Origin of the sequence: Kitasatospora sp. DSM 101779 (genome assembly GCF_025655475.1) — a bacterium.
Lineage (GTDB): Bacteria > Actinomycetota > Actinomycetes > Streptomycetales > Streptomycetaceae > Kitasatospora.
In genome coordinates this window covers 6,031,242-6,046,546 of sequence record NZ_JAHTIK010000001.1, presented here as the reverse complement: position 1 = coordinate 6,046,546, position 15,305 = coordinate 6,031,242, and the positions used below count along the sequence as shown (strand labels likewise).

The 15,305-nt window shown below is 71.8% G+C and carries 13 protein-coding genes; 1 reads left to right on the top strand and 12 read right to left on the bottom strand.

Annotation, left to right across the window (positions count from 1 at the left end):
* The 3 genes from KSNIM_RS27540 to KSNIM_RS27530 form a co-directional block, all read right to left on the bottom strand.
* Positions 1 to 939, bottom strand: a complete 939-nt coding sequence (locus KSNIM_RS27540) for an RluA family pseudouridine synthase (RefSeq protein ID WP_263105813.1) — start codon at positions 937 to 939, stop codon at positions 1 to 3.
* A 110-nt stretch (positions 940 to 1,049) separates the two neighbouring features.
* Positions 1,050 to 1,661, bottom strand: a complete 612-nt coding sequence (lspA, locus tag KSNIM_RS27535; RefSeq protein WP_263105812.1) for a signal peptidase II — start codon at positions 1,659 to 1,661, stop codon at positions 1,050 to 1,052.
* A gap of 203 nt (positions 1,662 to 1,864) precedes the next feature.
* A complete protein-coding gene (locus tag KSNIM_RS27530; RefSeq protein ID WP_263105811.1) occupies positions 1,865 to 2,371 on the bottom strand; it encodes a TraR/DksA family transcriptional regulator in 507 nt (168 codons plus the stop codon).
* Between the two features lie 628 nt (positions 2,372 to 2,999).
* Between KSNIM_RS27530 and ileS the strand changes: the two genes are divergently transcribed.
* The gene (ileS, locus tag KSNIM_RS27525; protein ID WP_263105810.1) at positions 3,000 to 6,128 is read left to right on the top strand and encodes an isoleucine--tRNA ligase; all 3,129 of its coding nucleotides are present in this window, start codon (positions 3,000 to 3,002) and stop codon (positions 6,126 to 6,128) included.
* A gap of 240 nt (positions 6,129 to 6,368) precedes the next feature.
* On the opposite strand, the gene KSNIM_RS27520 is transcribed toward ileS, so the two are convergent.
* From KSNIM_RS27520 to ftsW, 9 genes are all read right to left on the bottom strand, one after another.
* Entirely contained in the window at positions 6,369 to 7,703 is a 1,335-nt protein-coding gene (locus KSNIM_RS27520; protein ID WP_263105809.1) for a DivIVA domain-containing protein, read from the bottom strand.
* A gap of 49 nt (positions 7,704 to 7,752) precedes the next feature.
* A complete protein-coding gene (locus KSNIM_RS27515) occupies positions 7,753 to 8,043 on the bottom strand; it encodes a YggT family protein (RefSeq protein ID WP_030262809.1) in 291 nt (96 codons plus the stop codon).
* Between the two features lie 75 nt (positions 8,044 to 8,118).
* A complete protein-coding gene (locus KSNIM_RS27510) occupies positions 8,119 to 8,727 on the bottom strand; it encodes a cell division protein SepF (RefSeq protein WP_030262811.1) in 609 nt (202 codons plus the stop codon).
* Positions 8,728 to 8,937: 210 nt separating this feature from the next.
* Entirely contained in the window at positions 8,938 to 9,726 is a 789-nt protein-coding gene (locus KSNIM_RS27505; protein ID WP_263105808.1) for a YggS family pyridoxal phosphate-dependent enzyme, read from the bottom strand.
* Complete coding sequence (gene pgeF, locus KSNIM_RS27500; RefSeq protein ID WP_263105807.1) at positions 9,723 to 10,457, bottom strand: peptidoglycan editing factor PgeF; 735 nt, start codon at positions 10,455 to 10,457, stop codon at positions 9,723 to 9,725. Before pgeF ends, KSNIM_RS27505 begins: the two co-directional genes overlap by 4 nt.
* 11 nt (positions 10,458 to 10,468) lie before the next feature.
* The gene (gene ftsZ / locus KSNIM_RS27495; RefSeq protein WP_263105806.1) at positions 10,469 to 11,677 is read right to left on the bottom strand and encodes a cell division protein FtsZ; all 1,209 of its coding nucleotides are present in this window, start codon (positions 11,675 to 11,677) and stop codon (positions 10,469 to 10,471) included.
* A 364-nt stretch (positions 11,678 to 12,041) separates the two neighbouring features.
* Complete coding sequence (locus KSNIM_RS27490) at positions 12,042 to 12,794, bottom strand: cell division protein FtsQ/DivIB (RefSeq protein ID WP_263105805.1); 753 nt, start codon at positions 12,792 to 12,794, stop codon at positions 12,042 to 12,044.
* Positions 12,787 to 13,893, bottom strand: a complete 1,107-nt coding sequence (gene murG, locus KSNIM_RS27485) for an undecaprenyldiphospho-muramoylpentapeptide beta-N-acetylglucosaminyltransferase (protein WP_263105804.1) — start codon at positions 13,891 to 13,893, stop codon at positions 12,787 to 12,789. Before murG ends, KSNIM_RS27490 begins: the two co-directional genes overlap by 8 nt.
* Positions 13,894 to 13,899: 6 nt before the next feature.
* Positions 13,900 to 15,270, bottom strand: a complete 1,371-nt coding sequence (gene ftsW / locus KSNIM_RS27480) for a putative lipid II flippase FtsW (protein WP_263105803.1) — start codon at positions 15,268 to 15,270, stop codon at positions 13,900 to 13,902.
* Positions 15,271 to 15,305 lie beyond the last annotated feature (35 nt).

Below are 15,305 nucleotides of genomic sequence, written 5' to 3'. Positions count from 1 at the left end.
TCAGCTCTCCGCGGCGATGATGTCCAGGGCCTTCTGCAGGTCGGCGGGGTACTCGCTGCGGAACTCCACCCACCGGCCGTCGGCAGGGTGCTCGAAGCCGAGCTGGACGGCGTGCAGCCACTGGCGGGTGATGCCGAGGCGCTTGGCGAGGGTCGGGTCGGCGCCGTAGGTCAGGTCGCCGACGCAGGGGTGGCGCAGCGCGGACATGTGCACCCGGATCTGGTGGGTGCGGCCGGTCTCCAGCTTGATGTCGAGCAGGGAGGCGGCGCGGTAGGCCTCGATGAGGTCGTAGTGGGTGACCGAGGGCTTGCCGTCGCGGGTGACGGCCCACTTCCAGTCGCTGCTGGGGTGGCGGCCGATCGGGGCGTCGACGGTGCCGGTGAGCGGGTCGGGGTGGCCCTGGACGAGTGCGTTGTACCGCTTCTCGGTGACCCGGTCGTGGAACTGCCGCTTGAGGTCGGCGTAGGCGCGCTCGGACTTGGCGACGACCATGAGGCCTGAGGTGCCGACGTCGAGGCGGTGCACGATGCCCTGGCGCTCCGCGGCGCCGGAGGTGGAGATGCGGTAGCCGGCCGCGGCGAGCCCGCCGATGACGGTGGGGCCGGTCCAGCCGGGGCTGGGGTGCGCGGCGACGCCGACCGGCTTGTCGACGAGGACGATGTCGTCGTCGTCGTGGACGATGCGCATGCCCTCGACGTGCTCGGCGACGATCTGCACGGGGGCGGCCGGGGCCGGGATCTCGACCTCCAGCCAGGAGCCCGCGGTGACCCGGTCGGACTTGCCGGCGACGGAGCCGTCGAGCGTCACCTTGCCCTCGGCCGCCAGTTCGGCGGCCTTCGTCCGGGAGAAGCCGAACATCCGGGCCAGGGCGGCGTCGAGTCGCTCGCCCTCCAGGCCGTCGGGTACGGGAAGGCTGCGGGTCTGCGCTGCGATACTCACTCGTACGAGTATGCCGGACGGCGGGGGGCTGCCCGACCGTCCCGGACGCGGTCCGCCCTGCGGGCGCGGGGCCTGCAGGGCGTCGTTGTCGGGCTCTCACACGGCCGCGGTCACTCCGCGCGGTCGCCGGTGCCCTCTCCGCCGTCCTGCGCGGCGGTCTGCCTGGCGCTCTGGTGGGTGGTGCCGTCCGGGTTGGAGCCGCGGAAGGACAGCAGCACCACGAGGATGCCGCCGCAGACGATCGCCGAGTCGGCCAGGTTGAAGACCGCGAAGTGCTGGACGGAGATGAAGTCCACCACGTGGCCGCGGAACACGCCGGGCGAGCGGAACAGCCGGTCGGTGAGGTTGCCGAGGGCGCCGCCGAGCAGCAGGCCGAGCGCGATCGCCCAGGGCAGGCTGTGGAGGCGGCGGGCGATCCGCCAGATCACCACGATCACGGCGGCCGCGATGGCGGTGAAGACCACCGTCATCGCCTGGCCCATGCCGAAGGCGGCACCAGGGTTGCGGATCACCTGGAAGGTCATGACGTCGCCGATGACCTCGATCGGCCGGCGGCCCTCCAGCCGGGCGACGACCAGCAGCTTGCTGCCGAGGTCGATCAGGTAGGCCAGCAGCGCGACGGCCAGCAGCACGCCGATCCGGCGGCGGCGGACGCTCCGGGCACCGCTCGCCGCGGTGGCTCCGGCCGCGGCGGTGCCGGGCTCGGAGGCGGACTCGTCCACGGCGGTCTCCGGCTCGTGCGGCACGCGTGCGGTGGGGACGGCTTCGTCCTGCGTCTGGGGGGAACCTGGAGTGCTGATGATCCGCTCCGCTGCCGTGTACAAGAGGACCGGCCCGAGGCGGGCCGACCTGGGCCGGGGTTACGGGGACGAGCGTACGGCACTCGGCGGCCGGACCGCCCGTTCCCCGCCACCCCGGACGGGCCCTACCTGCGCTCCTGCTTGGCCTTGCAGCTGACGCAGAGCGTCGCCCGCGGGAAGGCCTGGAGCCGGGCCTTGCCGATCGGCTGGCCGCAGGACTCGCAGATGCCGAAGCCGACGCCCTCCAGGCGGGCGAGCGCCCGCTCGGTCTGGGCGAGGCTGTCGCGGGCGTTGTTGGCGAGGGCGAGCTCGCTCTCGCGGTTGATGTTCTTGGTGCCGGCGTCGACCTGGTCGTCGCCCGCACCGTCGTTGGAGTCGCGCATCAGGCCGGTGATCGCGGCCTCGGAGGCCTCGATCTCGGCGCGCAGGCGCTCCAGGTCGGTGTTGAGCTCGGCGTGCAGCTCGGCCACCTCGGCCGACGTCCAGGCGTCCTCGCCGGGGCGGACGGGCAGCTCGGCCGGGTCCACCGACTCGGCTCCGCCGCTCCGGGCGCCGGAGCCCGCCGGAACATGGGTGCGGCTGGACGCCGCCCGGCCGGTGGTGGTGCTGGTCTTACGCCGTGCAGTGCTCACGGTCCCCTCCCCTGGGTCGCCTGCCACAGCCTCCCGCGTCCGCTTGGTGGCGGTACGCGTGCCAGTTGCTCTCTCAGCCATGGCTTTCGACCTCATTTACGAATGATGCGAACCGCCGGTTCCCGGCGGTTTCTGGTGCCGGAAAGATAAACCTCATCGAATCCGGTCACAACATGACATACCGGCGTCAGATCCGATCCCACTCGGGCAGCCTCTGCCGCCGCCGGTGCCCGGGTGCTGACCCTGTTGTGCCCAGATCGCCACCGGCTAATCGCCACCGGCCGACGGCGGCCCGCCCCGCGCGGTACAGGTGCCGCAACCGGTTTGCCACGGCCGATACACTGGCCTGGCAAGGCGCAGATGGGACGAGTACCGCTGTACGCAGCCACCAGCGACCCGGGGACGGTGCGAGCCCGGGGGTGTGCACGGCGCGAAGATCACCCCGGAGCCGCCGGAAGAACGGCCGTCCGACCAGCTCGGGAGGCCCAGTAGAACCGGCAGCAGACCCAAACAAGAGGGTCGCGGGCCAATCCGGCCGCGGCCAAGGAGGGTGGTACCGCGGGACGGCCTGCCGTCTCGTCCCTCCGTCGGAGCCAGTCCACGCATCCGTCGGAGGTAGACGCCAGCGATGAGCACCTACAACCCCGTCCCCGCGCAGGTCGACCTGCCTGCGGTCGAGCACGGCATCCTGTCGTTCTGGCAGGACAACAAGATCTTCCAGCGCAGCCTGGAGCAGTCCGAGGGCCGCCCGGAGTGGGTGTTCTACGAGGGCCCGCCGACCGCCAACGGTATGCCCGGCGCCCACCACATCGAGGCCCGCGTCTTCAAGGACGTCTTCCCCCGCTACCGGACGATGAAGGGCTACCACGTCGCCCGCAAGGCCGGCTGGGACTGCCACGGCCTGCCGGTCGAGCTCGCCGTCGAGAAGGAGCTCGGCTTCTCCGGCAAGCAGGACATCGAGGCGTACGGCATCGCCGAGTTCAACGCCAAGTGCCGCGAGTCGGTCACCCGGCACACCGACGAGTTCGTCAAGCTCACCGAGCGGATGGGCTACTGGGTCGACCTCGACGAGGCCTACCGGACGATGGACCCCTCCTACGTCGAGTCGGTCTGGTGGTCCCTCAAGCAGATCTTCGACAAGGACCTGCTGGTCCAGGACCACCGGGTCGCCCCCTGGTGCCCGCGCTGCGGCACCGGCCTGTCCGACCACGAGCTGGCCCAGGGCTACGAGACCGTCGTCGACCCCTCGGTCTACGTCCGCTTCCCGCTGACCTCCGGCCCGCTGGCCGGCGAGGCCGCGCTGCTGGTCTGGACGACCACCCCCTGGACGCTGGTCTCCAACACCGCCGCCGCCGTGCACCCCGAGGTCACCTACGTGGTGGCCACCGACGGCACCGAGAAGCTGGTCGTCGCCGAGCCGCTGGTCGCCAAGGCCCTCGGCGAGGGCTGGGAGACCACCGGGCAGAGCTTCACCGGCGCCGAGATGGAGCGCTGGACGTACGACCGGCCGTTCCAGCTGGTCGAGATCGAGAACGCGCACTTCGTGGTGAACGCCGACTACGTCACCACCGAGGACGGCACCGGCATCGTCCACCAGTCCCCCGCGTTCGGCGCCGACGACCTCGCGGTCTGCCGCCGCTACGGCCTGCCCGTGGTCAACCCGGTCGAGGCCGACGGCACCTTCGCCGCGGACGTACCGCTGGTCGGCGGCGTCTTCTTCAAGAAGGCCGACGAGACCCTCGTCGCCGACCTGCAGGCCCGCGGCCTGCTCTTCCGCCACCTGCCGTACGAGCACAGCTACCCGCACTGCTGGCGCTGCCACACCGCACTGCTGTACTACGCGCAGCCGTCCTGGTACATCCGCACCACCGCGGTCAAGGACGCCCTGCTCCGGGAGAACGAGAACACCAACTGGTTCCCCGAGAACGTCAAGCACGGCCGCTTCGGCGACTGGCTGAACAACAACATCGACTGGGCGCTCTCCCGCAACCGCTACTGGGGCACCCCGCTGCCGATCTGGCGCTGCGACGAGGGCCACCTCACCTGCGTCGGCTCGCTCGCCGAGCTCTCCGAGCTCACCGGCACCGACCAGAGCGGCCTCGACCCCCACCGGCCGTTCATCGACGACGTGACGTATCGCTGCCCGCAGTGCTCCGGCACCGCCGTGCGCGTCCCCGAGGTCATCGACGCCTGGTACGACTCGGGCTCCATGCCCTTCGCGCAGTACGGCTACCCGTACCGCAACAAGGAGCTCTTCGAGAAGCGCTACCCGGCGCAGTTCATCTCCGAGGCGATCGACCAGACCCGCGGCTGGTTCTACACGCTGATGGCCGTCGGCACCCTGGTCTTCGACAAGTCCTCCTACGAGAACGTGGTCTGCCTCGGCCACATCCTCGCCGAGGACGGCCGGAAGATGTCCAAGCACCTGGGCAACATCCTCCAGCCGATCCCGCTGATGGACCAGCACGGTGCCGACGCCGTCCGCTGGTTCATGGCCGCGGGCGGCTCGCCCTGGTCCGCGCGCCGCGTCGGCCACGGCACCATCCAGGAGGTCGTCCGCAAGACCCTGCTGACCTACTGGAACACCGTCGCCTTCCAGGCCCTGTACGCGCGCACCGCCGACTGGGCGCCCTCCGCCGCCGACCCGGCGCCGGCGATGCGGCCGCAACTCGACAAGTGGGTGCTCTCCGAGCTCAACACGCTCGTCCGCGAGGTCGACCTCGCCCTGGAGGCCTACGACACCCAGCGGGCCGGCAAGCTGCTGTCCGCGTTCGTCGACGACCTCTCCAACTGGTACGTCCGCCGCGGCCGCCGCCGCTTCTGGCAGGGCGACGCCGCCGCGCTCGCCACCCTGCACGAGGCACTGGAGACCGTCACCCGGCTGATGGCCCCGCTCACCCCGTTCATCACCGAGCGGGTCTGGCAGGACCTGGTCGTCCCGGTCACCCCGGGCGCCCCGTCCTCCGTCCACCTCGCGACCTGGCCGACCTCCGACGAGACCCTCGTCGACACCGACCTCTCGCGGAACATGGCGCTGGTACGGCGCCTCGTCGAGCTCGGCCGGGCCACCCGCGCCGAGTCCGGGGTGAAGACCCGTCAGCCGCTCTCCCGCGCACTGATCGCCGCGCAGGGCTGGGACGAACTCCCCGCCGACCTGCGGGCGCAGATCGCCGAGGAGCTCAACGTCTCCACCCTGGAGTCGCTGGCCGGCGTCGGCGCCTCGCTCGTCGACACCACCGCCAAGGCCAACTTCCGGGCCCTCGGCAAGCGGTTCGGCAAGGGCGTCCAGGACGTCGCCAAGGCGGTCGCCGCGGCGGACGCCGCCGTCCTCGCCGCCGAACTGCGCGCCTCCGGCACCACCGGGGTCGAGCTGAACGGCGAGCGGATCGAGCTCTCGCCGGACGAGGTGATCATCACCGAGACCCCGCGGGAGGGCTGGGCCGTCGCCAACGAGTCCGGCGCGACCGTCGCCCTGGACCTCGCGATCACCCCGGAGCTGAAGCGGCTCGGCATCGCCCGCGACGCCATCCGCCAGATCCAGGAGGCCCGGAAGAACTCCGGCCTGGACGTCGCCGACCGGATCGTCCTGCGCTGGCGCGCCACCACCGAGGAGACCGCCGAGGCCATCGCCGAGCACGGCCCCCTCGTCGCCGACGAGGTCCTCGCCGTGGACTTCGCGGCCGGCGCCGCCGACTGGGAATCCGAGAGCTTCACCGACGACTCCCTCGGCCTCGCCTTCCAGCTCCGCAAGGCCTGACGGGTCCACCCGACTCGACGGGTCAACCAGGAGGGGCGCGGGGAACTGCGCAATTCGGATGCGGGCTTCCTTCCGAATCGCGCAGTTCCCCGCGCCCCTGTTTGTCGCCGGCCGCGCTCGCAAAGGAGCCCGCATCCCCATTGCGCGGTCCCCCGCGCCCCCGAGGGGGCTCCCGGACAGACGAGGGCGCCCCCGCCGTGACCTTGGTCACAGTGGGGGCGCCCTCGATGTGAGTGGTGCTTAGTTGTCGCCGTCCTCGTCGATGAGGAAGCCGCGCATGGGCGCCGGTGCCTGCTGCATCGGCTGCGGCGGCTGCGGGCGGACCGCGGCCATCGGCTGCGTCATCCCGGCGGGAGCCATCTGTGCGGCACCGCTGCCGCCGGCCTGGCTGCCGAAGCTGGAGCCGCCGCCGCCGAAGGAGTTCCCGCCGAACGACTGGCCGTTGCCGCCGAACGACGGCTGGTTGCCGCCGAAGGAGGGCTGGCTGCCGAAGCTCGGGCTGCTCACCGAGGAGGTGGCCGGCGACATCGACGACGCCGCCGGGGGCAGCGAGGCGGTGGCCGGGATCCGCGGCGGGGCCAGCGAGTCGTCCGCCTGCGACTCCAGCTGGCGCAGCTGGGTCTCCAGGTAGGACTTCAGGCGGGTCCGGTACTCGCGCTCGAAGGCACGCAGGTCCTCGACCTTGCGCTCCAGCGTGGCGCGGGCGGACTCCAGGGAGCCCATGGCGACGCGGTGCTTCTCCTGCGCGTCCCGCTCCAGGGCGTCGGCCTTGGCGCGGGCGTCCCGCTCCAGGCCCTCGGCGCGGCTGCGGGCCTCGCCGACGATCTTGTTGGCCTCGGAGCGCGCCTCGGAGATCGCCTGGTCGGCGGTCTGCTGGGCGAGGGCGAGCACGCGGGCGGCGCTGTCGCCGCCGGGCTGCTGCTGCGGCTGGCCCATCGGGCCGCCGAGCGGGCCGCCCATCGGCTGGCCCATGGGGCCGCCCATCGGCGCGAGCTGCTGCTGGCCGCCCATGGTCTGGCCCATCGGCTGGCCCATGGGGCCGCCCATCGGCTGCAGCATCTGACCGCCCATCGGCTGGACCAGCTGCTGCTGGCCGCCCATGGTCTGGCCCATCGGCTGCGGCTGGCCCATCGGCTGGGGCTGGCCCATCGGCGGCTGCCCCATCGGCTGCGGCTGGCCCATCTGACCGGCGCCGGGGCCGGGCGGGAGGGCGGGAGCGCCGGAGGGCAGGCCGAGGGGCTGGTTGCCCATCTGCTGCTGCGGGCCGCCCATCTGCTGCGGACCGGGGCCCTGCTGCTGGCCGGGCACCGGGGGACCGGATATGGCGGCGGGCACGGGGGCACCGGCGGGACGGGCGTCCTGCACCGGCTCCTTGCGCATGTTGGCCTGGTTCTGCGCGGCGGCACGCGTGGCGGCTGCCAGCTTGGCGCGCAGGTCCTCGTTCTCGCGCAGCAGGCGGGTCAGCTCGGCTTCGACCTCGTCGAGGAAGGCATCGACCTCGTCCTCGTCATAGCCTTCGCGCAGCCGGACGGTCGTGAACTGCTTGTTCCGAACGTCCTCGGGGGTCAATGGCATCTCTTCACCTCAACGTGATCGTCGGCACTCCGGAATCCTGTCGCATCGCTCACAACGACAGGGACCGCACGAGCGAGATCAGGACATACACAATGATCATCAGTACGAAGAAGGACAGGTCGAGCGCCACGCCCCCGAGACGCAACGGCGGGATGAAGCGCCGAAGAAGCTTGAGCGGCGGATCCGTGACAGTGTACGTGGCCTCCAGGACCAGGACCATGGCCCTTCCCGGCCGCCACGAGCGCGCGAACTGGAAGACCCAGTCCATCACGAGGCGGAAGAGCAGGATGAGCAGGAAGACTGTCAGCGCGTAATAAAGCACCGCCCCGACGATCCCCATCTCGTCTCCCTCTCCTGGTCATCAGCCCGTCGGTGACGCACTGTCGATCGGTCCACACGTAAAGTCGTGGCCGGGTCAGCTCTGGTTGAAGAACCCACCCTCGGCGATCCGAGCCTTGTCCTCCGCCGTGACATCGACGTTAGCAGGAGACAGGAGGAACACCTTCTGTGTCACGCGCTCGATACTGCCGTGCAGACCGAAGACGAGTCCAGCCGCGAAGTCTACGAGTCGCTTGGCGTCCGTGTCGTCCATCTCGGTCAAATTCATGATCACAGGTGTGCCGTCGCGGAACTGTTCCCCGATGGTACGGGCCTCGTTGTAGGTCCTCGGGTGCAGCGTGGTGATGCGGTAGGGCTCTCGTTCGTTCACTACCTTGGGCATGATCACCGGGGCGCTCTTCTCCAGGTTCTGGCGGCGGTCGGGTGTGATGGACGACACGGGCGCCATCCGCGGCGCCTCCTGCCGGATCGGGACGGCGGCCGGGACGGGCTGCGGCGCGATGTGCGCGACCGGCGCGGGCGCCGGGCGCTCGGCGGCGGCCGGGCGCAGGTCCTCGGTGCGGCCGGTGCGGATCGGCTCGGGGTCCGCGTCGTAGTCGTCGTCGGGGTCGTACCCCTGGCCGTCGTACGTCTCGTCCTCCACGAGGCCGAGGTAGACCGCCATCTTGCGCATTGCGCCGGCCATGCTCCTGTCTCCTCCGCTCTGTGGTGGATCGGCTCCGACTCCGGCCTCGGCCTGCGGTCCCCGCAGCGGTCCGGGCTCGCCGGACCGACGGCCCGTCAGGCCGTGAGGATTCTGCGGAGATGCGATCCACGAAGTTTTCGCTAGCGCGCTGGAACTGCTGCTAGGTTCTGTCCTGTTTTGTCCTGCAGTCTGATCTACTACCCGGTGACGTTACCCGAGCGGTGACCGCACACCGAGTACCGCCGTACCGACGCGTACATGTGTCGCTCCGGCTGCCACGGCCTGCTCCAGGTCCCCGCTCATGCCCGCGGACACCATCGTGGCAGTCGGATGGCTCGCCCGTACGGCGCTTGAGATTTCCGCCAGTCTGGCGAAGGCGGCGGCCGGGTCGTCGGCCAGCGGGCCGGCCAGCGGAGCGACCGTCATCAGGCCGTCGAGCCTCAGGCCCGGTGTGCCGGCGATCAGGTCGGCCAGCGCCTCCACCTCGGACGGCGCCACCCCGGCGCGGTGCGCGCCCTCCCCGGCCTCCTTGTCGAGCGCCACCTGCACCAGGCAACCGAGGGGCGCGCGCCCCGAATTGAGCACCGCCGCGGAGAGCGACCCGACCAGCCGCGGGCGGTCCACGGAGTGCACCAGGTCGGCGTACCGGACCACGGAACGGACCTTGTTGGTCTGCAGCTGGCCGACGAAGTGCCAGGTCAGCGGCAGGTTCACGCACTGCTCCGCCTTGGGGGCGGCGTCCTGGTCGCGGTTCTCGGCCACGTCGCTGACGCCGAGTCCGGCGAGCAGGGCGGTGTCCTCGGCCGGGTAGGTCTTGGTGACCACGATCAGGGTGACCTCGTCGCGGGCCCGGCCGGCCGCCGAGCAGGCGTCCGCGATCCGCTTCTCGACGACGTCGAGGTTGGCGCCGAGCTGCTCGAACCGCTCGCGCTGCCGCTCGTCGAGGGCGGCGGAGAATTCGGCGCCGCCGGGGAACGGTCCGTAGATGTCGTTCGTCATGAGTGTTCGGGGCCCAACCAGACGTAGCTCGCGAGCCGACCGGTCCGCTGCTCGCGGCGGTAGGAGTAGTGGTCGTCCGACTCGAGGGTGCAGACGTCGGAGCGCACCACGTCGGTGACGCCCGCCTCGGCGAGCTGGGCGACGACGCCCGCGGCGACGTCCAGCGCGGGCGTGCCCCAGGAGGTCTCGGCGCGTGCGGCGGGGACGATCGCGGCGACCTCGTCGCGCAGTCCGGCGGGCACCTCGTAGCAGCGCCCGCAGACGGCGGGGCCGAGCACGGCGGTGATCCGGGCCGGGTCGGCGCCGAGCTCCGCCATGGCCCGCACCGCGGCCGGGACGACGCCCGCGGCGAGCCCGGGCCGGCCCGCGTGGGCGGCGCCGACGACGCCCGCGGCCCGGTCGGCGAGCAGCACGGGCGTGCAGTCGGCGGTGAGCACGGCGAGGGCGAGCGGGCGGTCGGTGACCACGGCGTCGACGGTGGGGGCCTGCCCGGCGGGCTGGCGCTGCGTCACCACGGCGACGTCCGCGCCGTGCACCTGGTTCATCCAGACCACATCGGCCGGGTCGAGGCCGAGCTCCCGGGCGGCGATCTCCCGGTTGCGCCGGACGGCGGCCGGGTCGTCCCCGACCGCGCCGCCGAGGTTGAGCTCCCCGTACGGCGAGGTGCTCACCCCGCCCCACCGAGTGGTGGAGGCGAAGTGAGCACCGTGTCGACTGATGTGAGGAATCACGTGCGAGACGTCTACTTCAGGAAGTCGGGCACGTCGAGCTCCTCGGCGGGGCTCTCCACGTACGGCTGGCGGGCGGGCTGCACCTGCGGCGGCACCGGCGGGACGGCCGGGGCGATCCGGGCCGGCACGTCGGTGGGGCGGTCGGAGTCGTCCGAACGCGAGGTCACCGAGCCGATCCCGTAGGAGGGCCGGGTGGCCGGGCGCTCCGGGGCGCTCGCGGGCGGGGTGGAGGAGGAGGCCTTGACCACCGGCTCGCGGACGATCGCCGGCGGCTGGCCGCCGTCGAAGCCGGCCGCGATGACGGTGACGCGGACCTCGTCGCCGAGGGCGTCGTCGATGACGGCACCGAAGATGATGTTGGCCTCGGGGTGGGCGGCCTCGCTGACCAGCTGGGCGGCCTCGTTGATCTCGAACAGGCCGAGGTCGGAGCCGCCGGAGATGGAGAGCAGCACGCCGCGGGCGCCGTCGATGGAGGCCTCCAGCAGCGGAGAGGAGATCGCCATCACGGCGGCCGCCTTGGCGCGGTCCTCGCCGCGGGCGGAGCCGATGCCCATCAGGGCGGAGCCGGCGTCCGACATCACGGACTTGACGTCGGCGAAGTCGAGGTTGATCAGGCCGGGGGTGGTGATCAGGTCGGTGATGCCCTGGACACCGGAGAGCAGCACCTGGTCGGCGGAGCGGAAGGCGTCGAGCACGCTCACCTGGCGGTCCGAGATGGACAGCAGGCGGTCGTTGGGGATGACGATCAGGGTGTCGACCTGCTCGCGCAGGGCGGCGATGCCGTCCTCGGCCTGGTTGGCGCGGCGGCGGCCCTCGAAGGTGAAGGGGCGGGTGACCACGCCGATGGTGAGCGCGCCGAGGGAGCGGGCGATGTTGGCCACGACGGGCGCGCCGCCGGTGCCGGTGCCGCCGCCCTCGCCGGCGGTGACGAAGACCATGTCGGCCCCCTTGAGGACCTCCTCGATCTCCTCGCGGTGGTCCTCGGCGGCCTTGCGGCCGACCTCGGGGTTGGCGCCGGCGCCGAGGCCCCGGGTGAGTTCACGGCCCACGTCGAGCTTCACGTCGGCGTCGCTCATGAGGAGGGCCTGCGCATCGGTGTTGATCGCGATGAACTCGACGCCCTTGAGCCCGACCTCGATCATCCGGTTGATGGCGTTGACACCACCGCCGCCGATTCCGACGACCTTGATGACTGCGAGGTAGTTCTGGGGTGCTGCCACGTCGAAGGCCTCTCGCCTCGAATTTCCGGGTCGGCTCCCCTTGTCGCGAAGGCCGACGGATGTCGATGGGTGGGAAGCGCGCGCTTTCGGTGCTGGTATGTCCGAAATGCCGACCGCCGACCCGAACCCTAAACTTGAGGTTTAGGGTTGTAGCTGCAGCTGTGTCACTTCACCGTTGGACACAGCCCGGTGACACAGGACAGTAGGTCGCATCCGGTCGGTGTTCAACGAACACGCCGAGCTTCCCGTTTTTCTTTTGAGCCTATGTGATCATCGACTCCCCGGCGAAACCGGGGTGACCACCAAGGGTCGGACCGGAGCCTCGGCGCCGTCAATACCGCCCCTTGGGGAAGAACTTACCGGATCATCCCGACACGGCCGGGGCATCCGGTGCACTCACGTCGTAATTGGCGGCTTTCCGACCGAGCAGTGCGGCCAGCACCCGGGCCTTGCGGCCGGTCCGCTCCGGGCTCCCCCAGCGCACCGTCGCCCCGCCTGCGAGCTGCAGCCGGATGTCGTCGTAGCTGTGCACCTGGACCGCGCCGGCCTTGCCGGCCAGTTCGGCGGGCAGCCCGGCCGCCACGGTGATCGCCGCCCGCACCAGGGCCGGCCGGTCGAACAGGTCCAGCGCATCGTTCGCCTGCTGACTGAGCTGCAGGTCCACCACCGGCACCCCGGCCGGGGCGGACGCCTCGGTGGCGAAGGTGAAGCCCCCCGCATCCACCTGCGCGAACTTCCCGTCGTCGGTGCGGACGGAGGCGACCGCCCGACGCTCCGTCACCTTGACCCGCAGGGTGTGCGGCCAGCCGCGCCACACCTCGGCCTTCGCCACCCGGGGCAGCGCCTCCACCCGCTTGCGCGCCTCGTCGAGGTCGACCCGGGCGAGCGGTCCGTGCCGCAGCCCGCCGAGCGACGCCGCCACCTCGTCCCGGCCGAGCCCCCCGCTGTCCAGGCCCTGGACGGCGACGGAGCGCACGTCCAGGGCCGAGGAGAGGAACACCGTCCAGCCGAGCAGGCCGGCCACCAGCGCACCGAGCACGCACAGCACCGCGATCCCCCGCCGGGAGAGCCGCAGCCTGGTGGCCGGCGCGGGCGCCGGGTCGGCGGGGTCAGCCACGACGACGGCCGCCCCGGGAGGCCTCGATCGCCTCGTAGACCATCCGCACCAGCAGCTCGTCCGCGTCCCGGCGGCCGAACTCGGCGGCCGAGCGGCTCATGTCCCACAGCCGCGCCGGGTCGGTGAGCACCGGCAGCACGTTCTGCAGCACCCACTCCGGGGTCAGTTCGGCGTCGTCGACCAGCAGGCCGCCGCCGGCCTTCACCATCGGCTGGGCGTTCAGCCGCTGCTCGCCGTTGCCGATCGGCAGCGGGACGAAGGCGGCCGGCAGGCCGACCGCGGCGAGCTCCGCGACGGTCATCGCACCGGCCCGGCAGAGCATCATGTCGGCCGCGGCGTAGGCCAGGTCCATCCGGTCCACGTACGGCACCGGCCGGTAGGGCGGCATGCCGGGGATGTCGTCGACCTGCGGCAGCTCGTTCTTCGGGCCGACCGCGTGCAGGATCTGCACCCCGTACTGCTGCAGCCGCGGGGCGATCGCCTGGACGGTCTCGTTCAGCCGGCGGGCGCCCTGCGAACCGCCGGAGACCAGCAGGGTGGGCAGCCGCTGGTCGAGGCCGAAGTAGTGCCGGGCCTCCGGGCGGACGGCGTTGCGGTCCAGGGTCGCGATGGTGCGGCGCAGCGGGATGCCGATGTACCGGGAGTCGCGGAGCTTGGAGTCCGGGGTGGAGACGGCGACGAAGTCGGTGTAGCGGGCGCCGATCTTGTTGGCCAGGCCCGGACGGGCGTTGGCCTCGTGGACGACGATCGGCACGCCGGCGCGCTTGGCGGCGAAGTAGGCGGGCATGGCGACGTAGCCGCCGAAGCCGACCACCACGTCCGCGTTGACCCGCTCGATGACGTCCTGGGCGGCGCGCACGGTTCCGCGCAGCCGGCCCGGGACGGTGATCAGCTCGGGGGTGGGCTTGCGGGGCAGCGGAACGGCGGGGATCAGCGCCAGCTCGTAGCCGCGTTCGGGCACCAGCCGGGTCTCCAGGCCGCGCTCGGTGCCGAGGGCGGTGATCCCGACGGAGGGGTCGTGCCTGCGGAGCGCGTCCGCGAGCGCCAAGGCCGGTTCGATGTGACCGGCGGTCCCGCCGCCGGCGAGTACGACATGCACCGAAATTCACCGCTCCCTGCGCGCCGGACGTGCGGCCGGCTTGCGCGCTGTGGTTCGTCGTCGTGGCACCACCCTGGCCAGGAGTGTCCCGGCCCGGGTGGGGTTCCGGGCGGCCAGGGCCGCCTTCGCCCCCGGAGTGCTGCGCGCGAAGCTGACCAGCACGCCGACGGCGCACAGGGCCGACAGCATGGCGGACCCGCCGTAGGAGAACAGCGGGAGGGGGACGCCCGCGATGGGCAGGAGTCCCAGTGCCGACCCCAAGTTGACCATGGCCTGCGCCATGATCCACGTGGTGGCGGCTCCCGCGGCATACCTGACGAAGGGGTCCTTCGTGCCGATGGCCACACGGATACCCGCGTAGCCTAGTGCCGCGAAGAGACCGAGCACCGACAGCGTCCCCACCAGACCGAGTTCCTCGCCGGTGGCGGCGAAGATGAAGTCGGTGTGGGCCTCCGGCAGCTGGCCCCACTTCTCGACGCCGGCGCCGAGTCCGGAGCCGAAGGGGCCGCCGGCGGCGAAGGCGTAGAGGCCGTGCAGGGCCTGGAAGCAGTTGATGTTCGGGTCGGGTTTGGTGACGCCGATGCAGGCCAGCCGGTCGAGCCGGTGCGGCACGGTGATGATCAGCGCGGTGCAGGCGACGACGGCGATGCCGAGGGTGGCGGCGAACAGCCGCAGCGGTGCTCCGACCATCCACAGCAGCCCGAAGAGCATCGCCACCAGGACCATGGTGGTGCCCATGTCGCCGCCGAGCATGATCAGCATCATCAGGAGCACGGTGCCGGGCACCAGCGGGACGAGCAGGTGCTTCCACTGGTCGAGGGTGTGGGTGCGGTGCTTGCGGGCGAGCAGGTCGGCGCCCCAGAGCACCAGGGCGAGTTTGGCGAACTCGGAGGGCTGGACCTGGAAGAAGCCGAAGCTCAGCCAGTTCCGGTTGCCGTTCACCATCACGCCGATGCCGGGGATCGCCACCAGGAGCATGCCGGCGATCACGGCGAGCAGCAGCGGGTAGGCGAGCAGCCGCAGCGCCTTGACCGGGGTGCGGGCGAGCAGCACCAGCATGACGGCGCCGAGCATGGTGGCGACCAGCTGCTTGCGGAAGAAGAAGGTGATCGGCAGGCGGTGCTCCATGACCAGGATCTGGGAGGAGGAGAACACCATGACCAGGCCGAGCACCACCAGCAGCATGGTGGAGCCGAGGATCAGGTAGTACGGGGTGAGCGGGCGTTCCAGCATCCAGCGCACCCGGGCGCGCAGGGCGCGGAGCCGGGTGACCGGGGTGGCGGCCTTGAAGGTGGTGGTGGTCGCCGAGATCAGCTGGAGGCGGGCGGAGCCGCGCTCCGGTGGGGCGGCCGTTCCCGCCTTGCCCTCACCGGACACCTGCTCCCCCTGTCTCTCCCGCGCTCGGGCCGGAC

Coding starts and splice junctions, on each gene's coding strand:
- KSNIM_RS27515 (WP_030262809.1), bottom strand. CDS start 8,043: ATGGGGATCGTCGGGGCGGTGCTTTATTACGCGCTGACAGTCTTCCTG.
- KSNIM_RS27505 (WP_263105808.1), bottom strand. CDS start 9,726: ATGACGAACGACATCTACGGACCGTTCCCCGGCGGCGCCGAATTCTCC.
- KSNIM_RS27510 (WP_030262811.1), bottom strand. CDS start 8,727: ATGGCCGGCGCAATGCGCAAGATGGCGGTCTACCTCGGCCTCGTGGAG.
- KSNIM_RS27520 (WP_263105809.1), bottom strand. CDS start 7,703: ATGCCATTGACCCCCGAGGACGTTCGGAACAAGCAGTTCACGACCGTC.
- ileS (WP_263105810.1), top strand. CDS start 3,000: ATGAGCACCTACAACCCCGTCCCCGCGCAGGTCGACCTGCCTGCGGTC.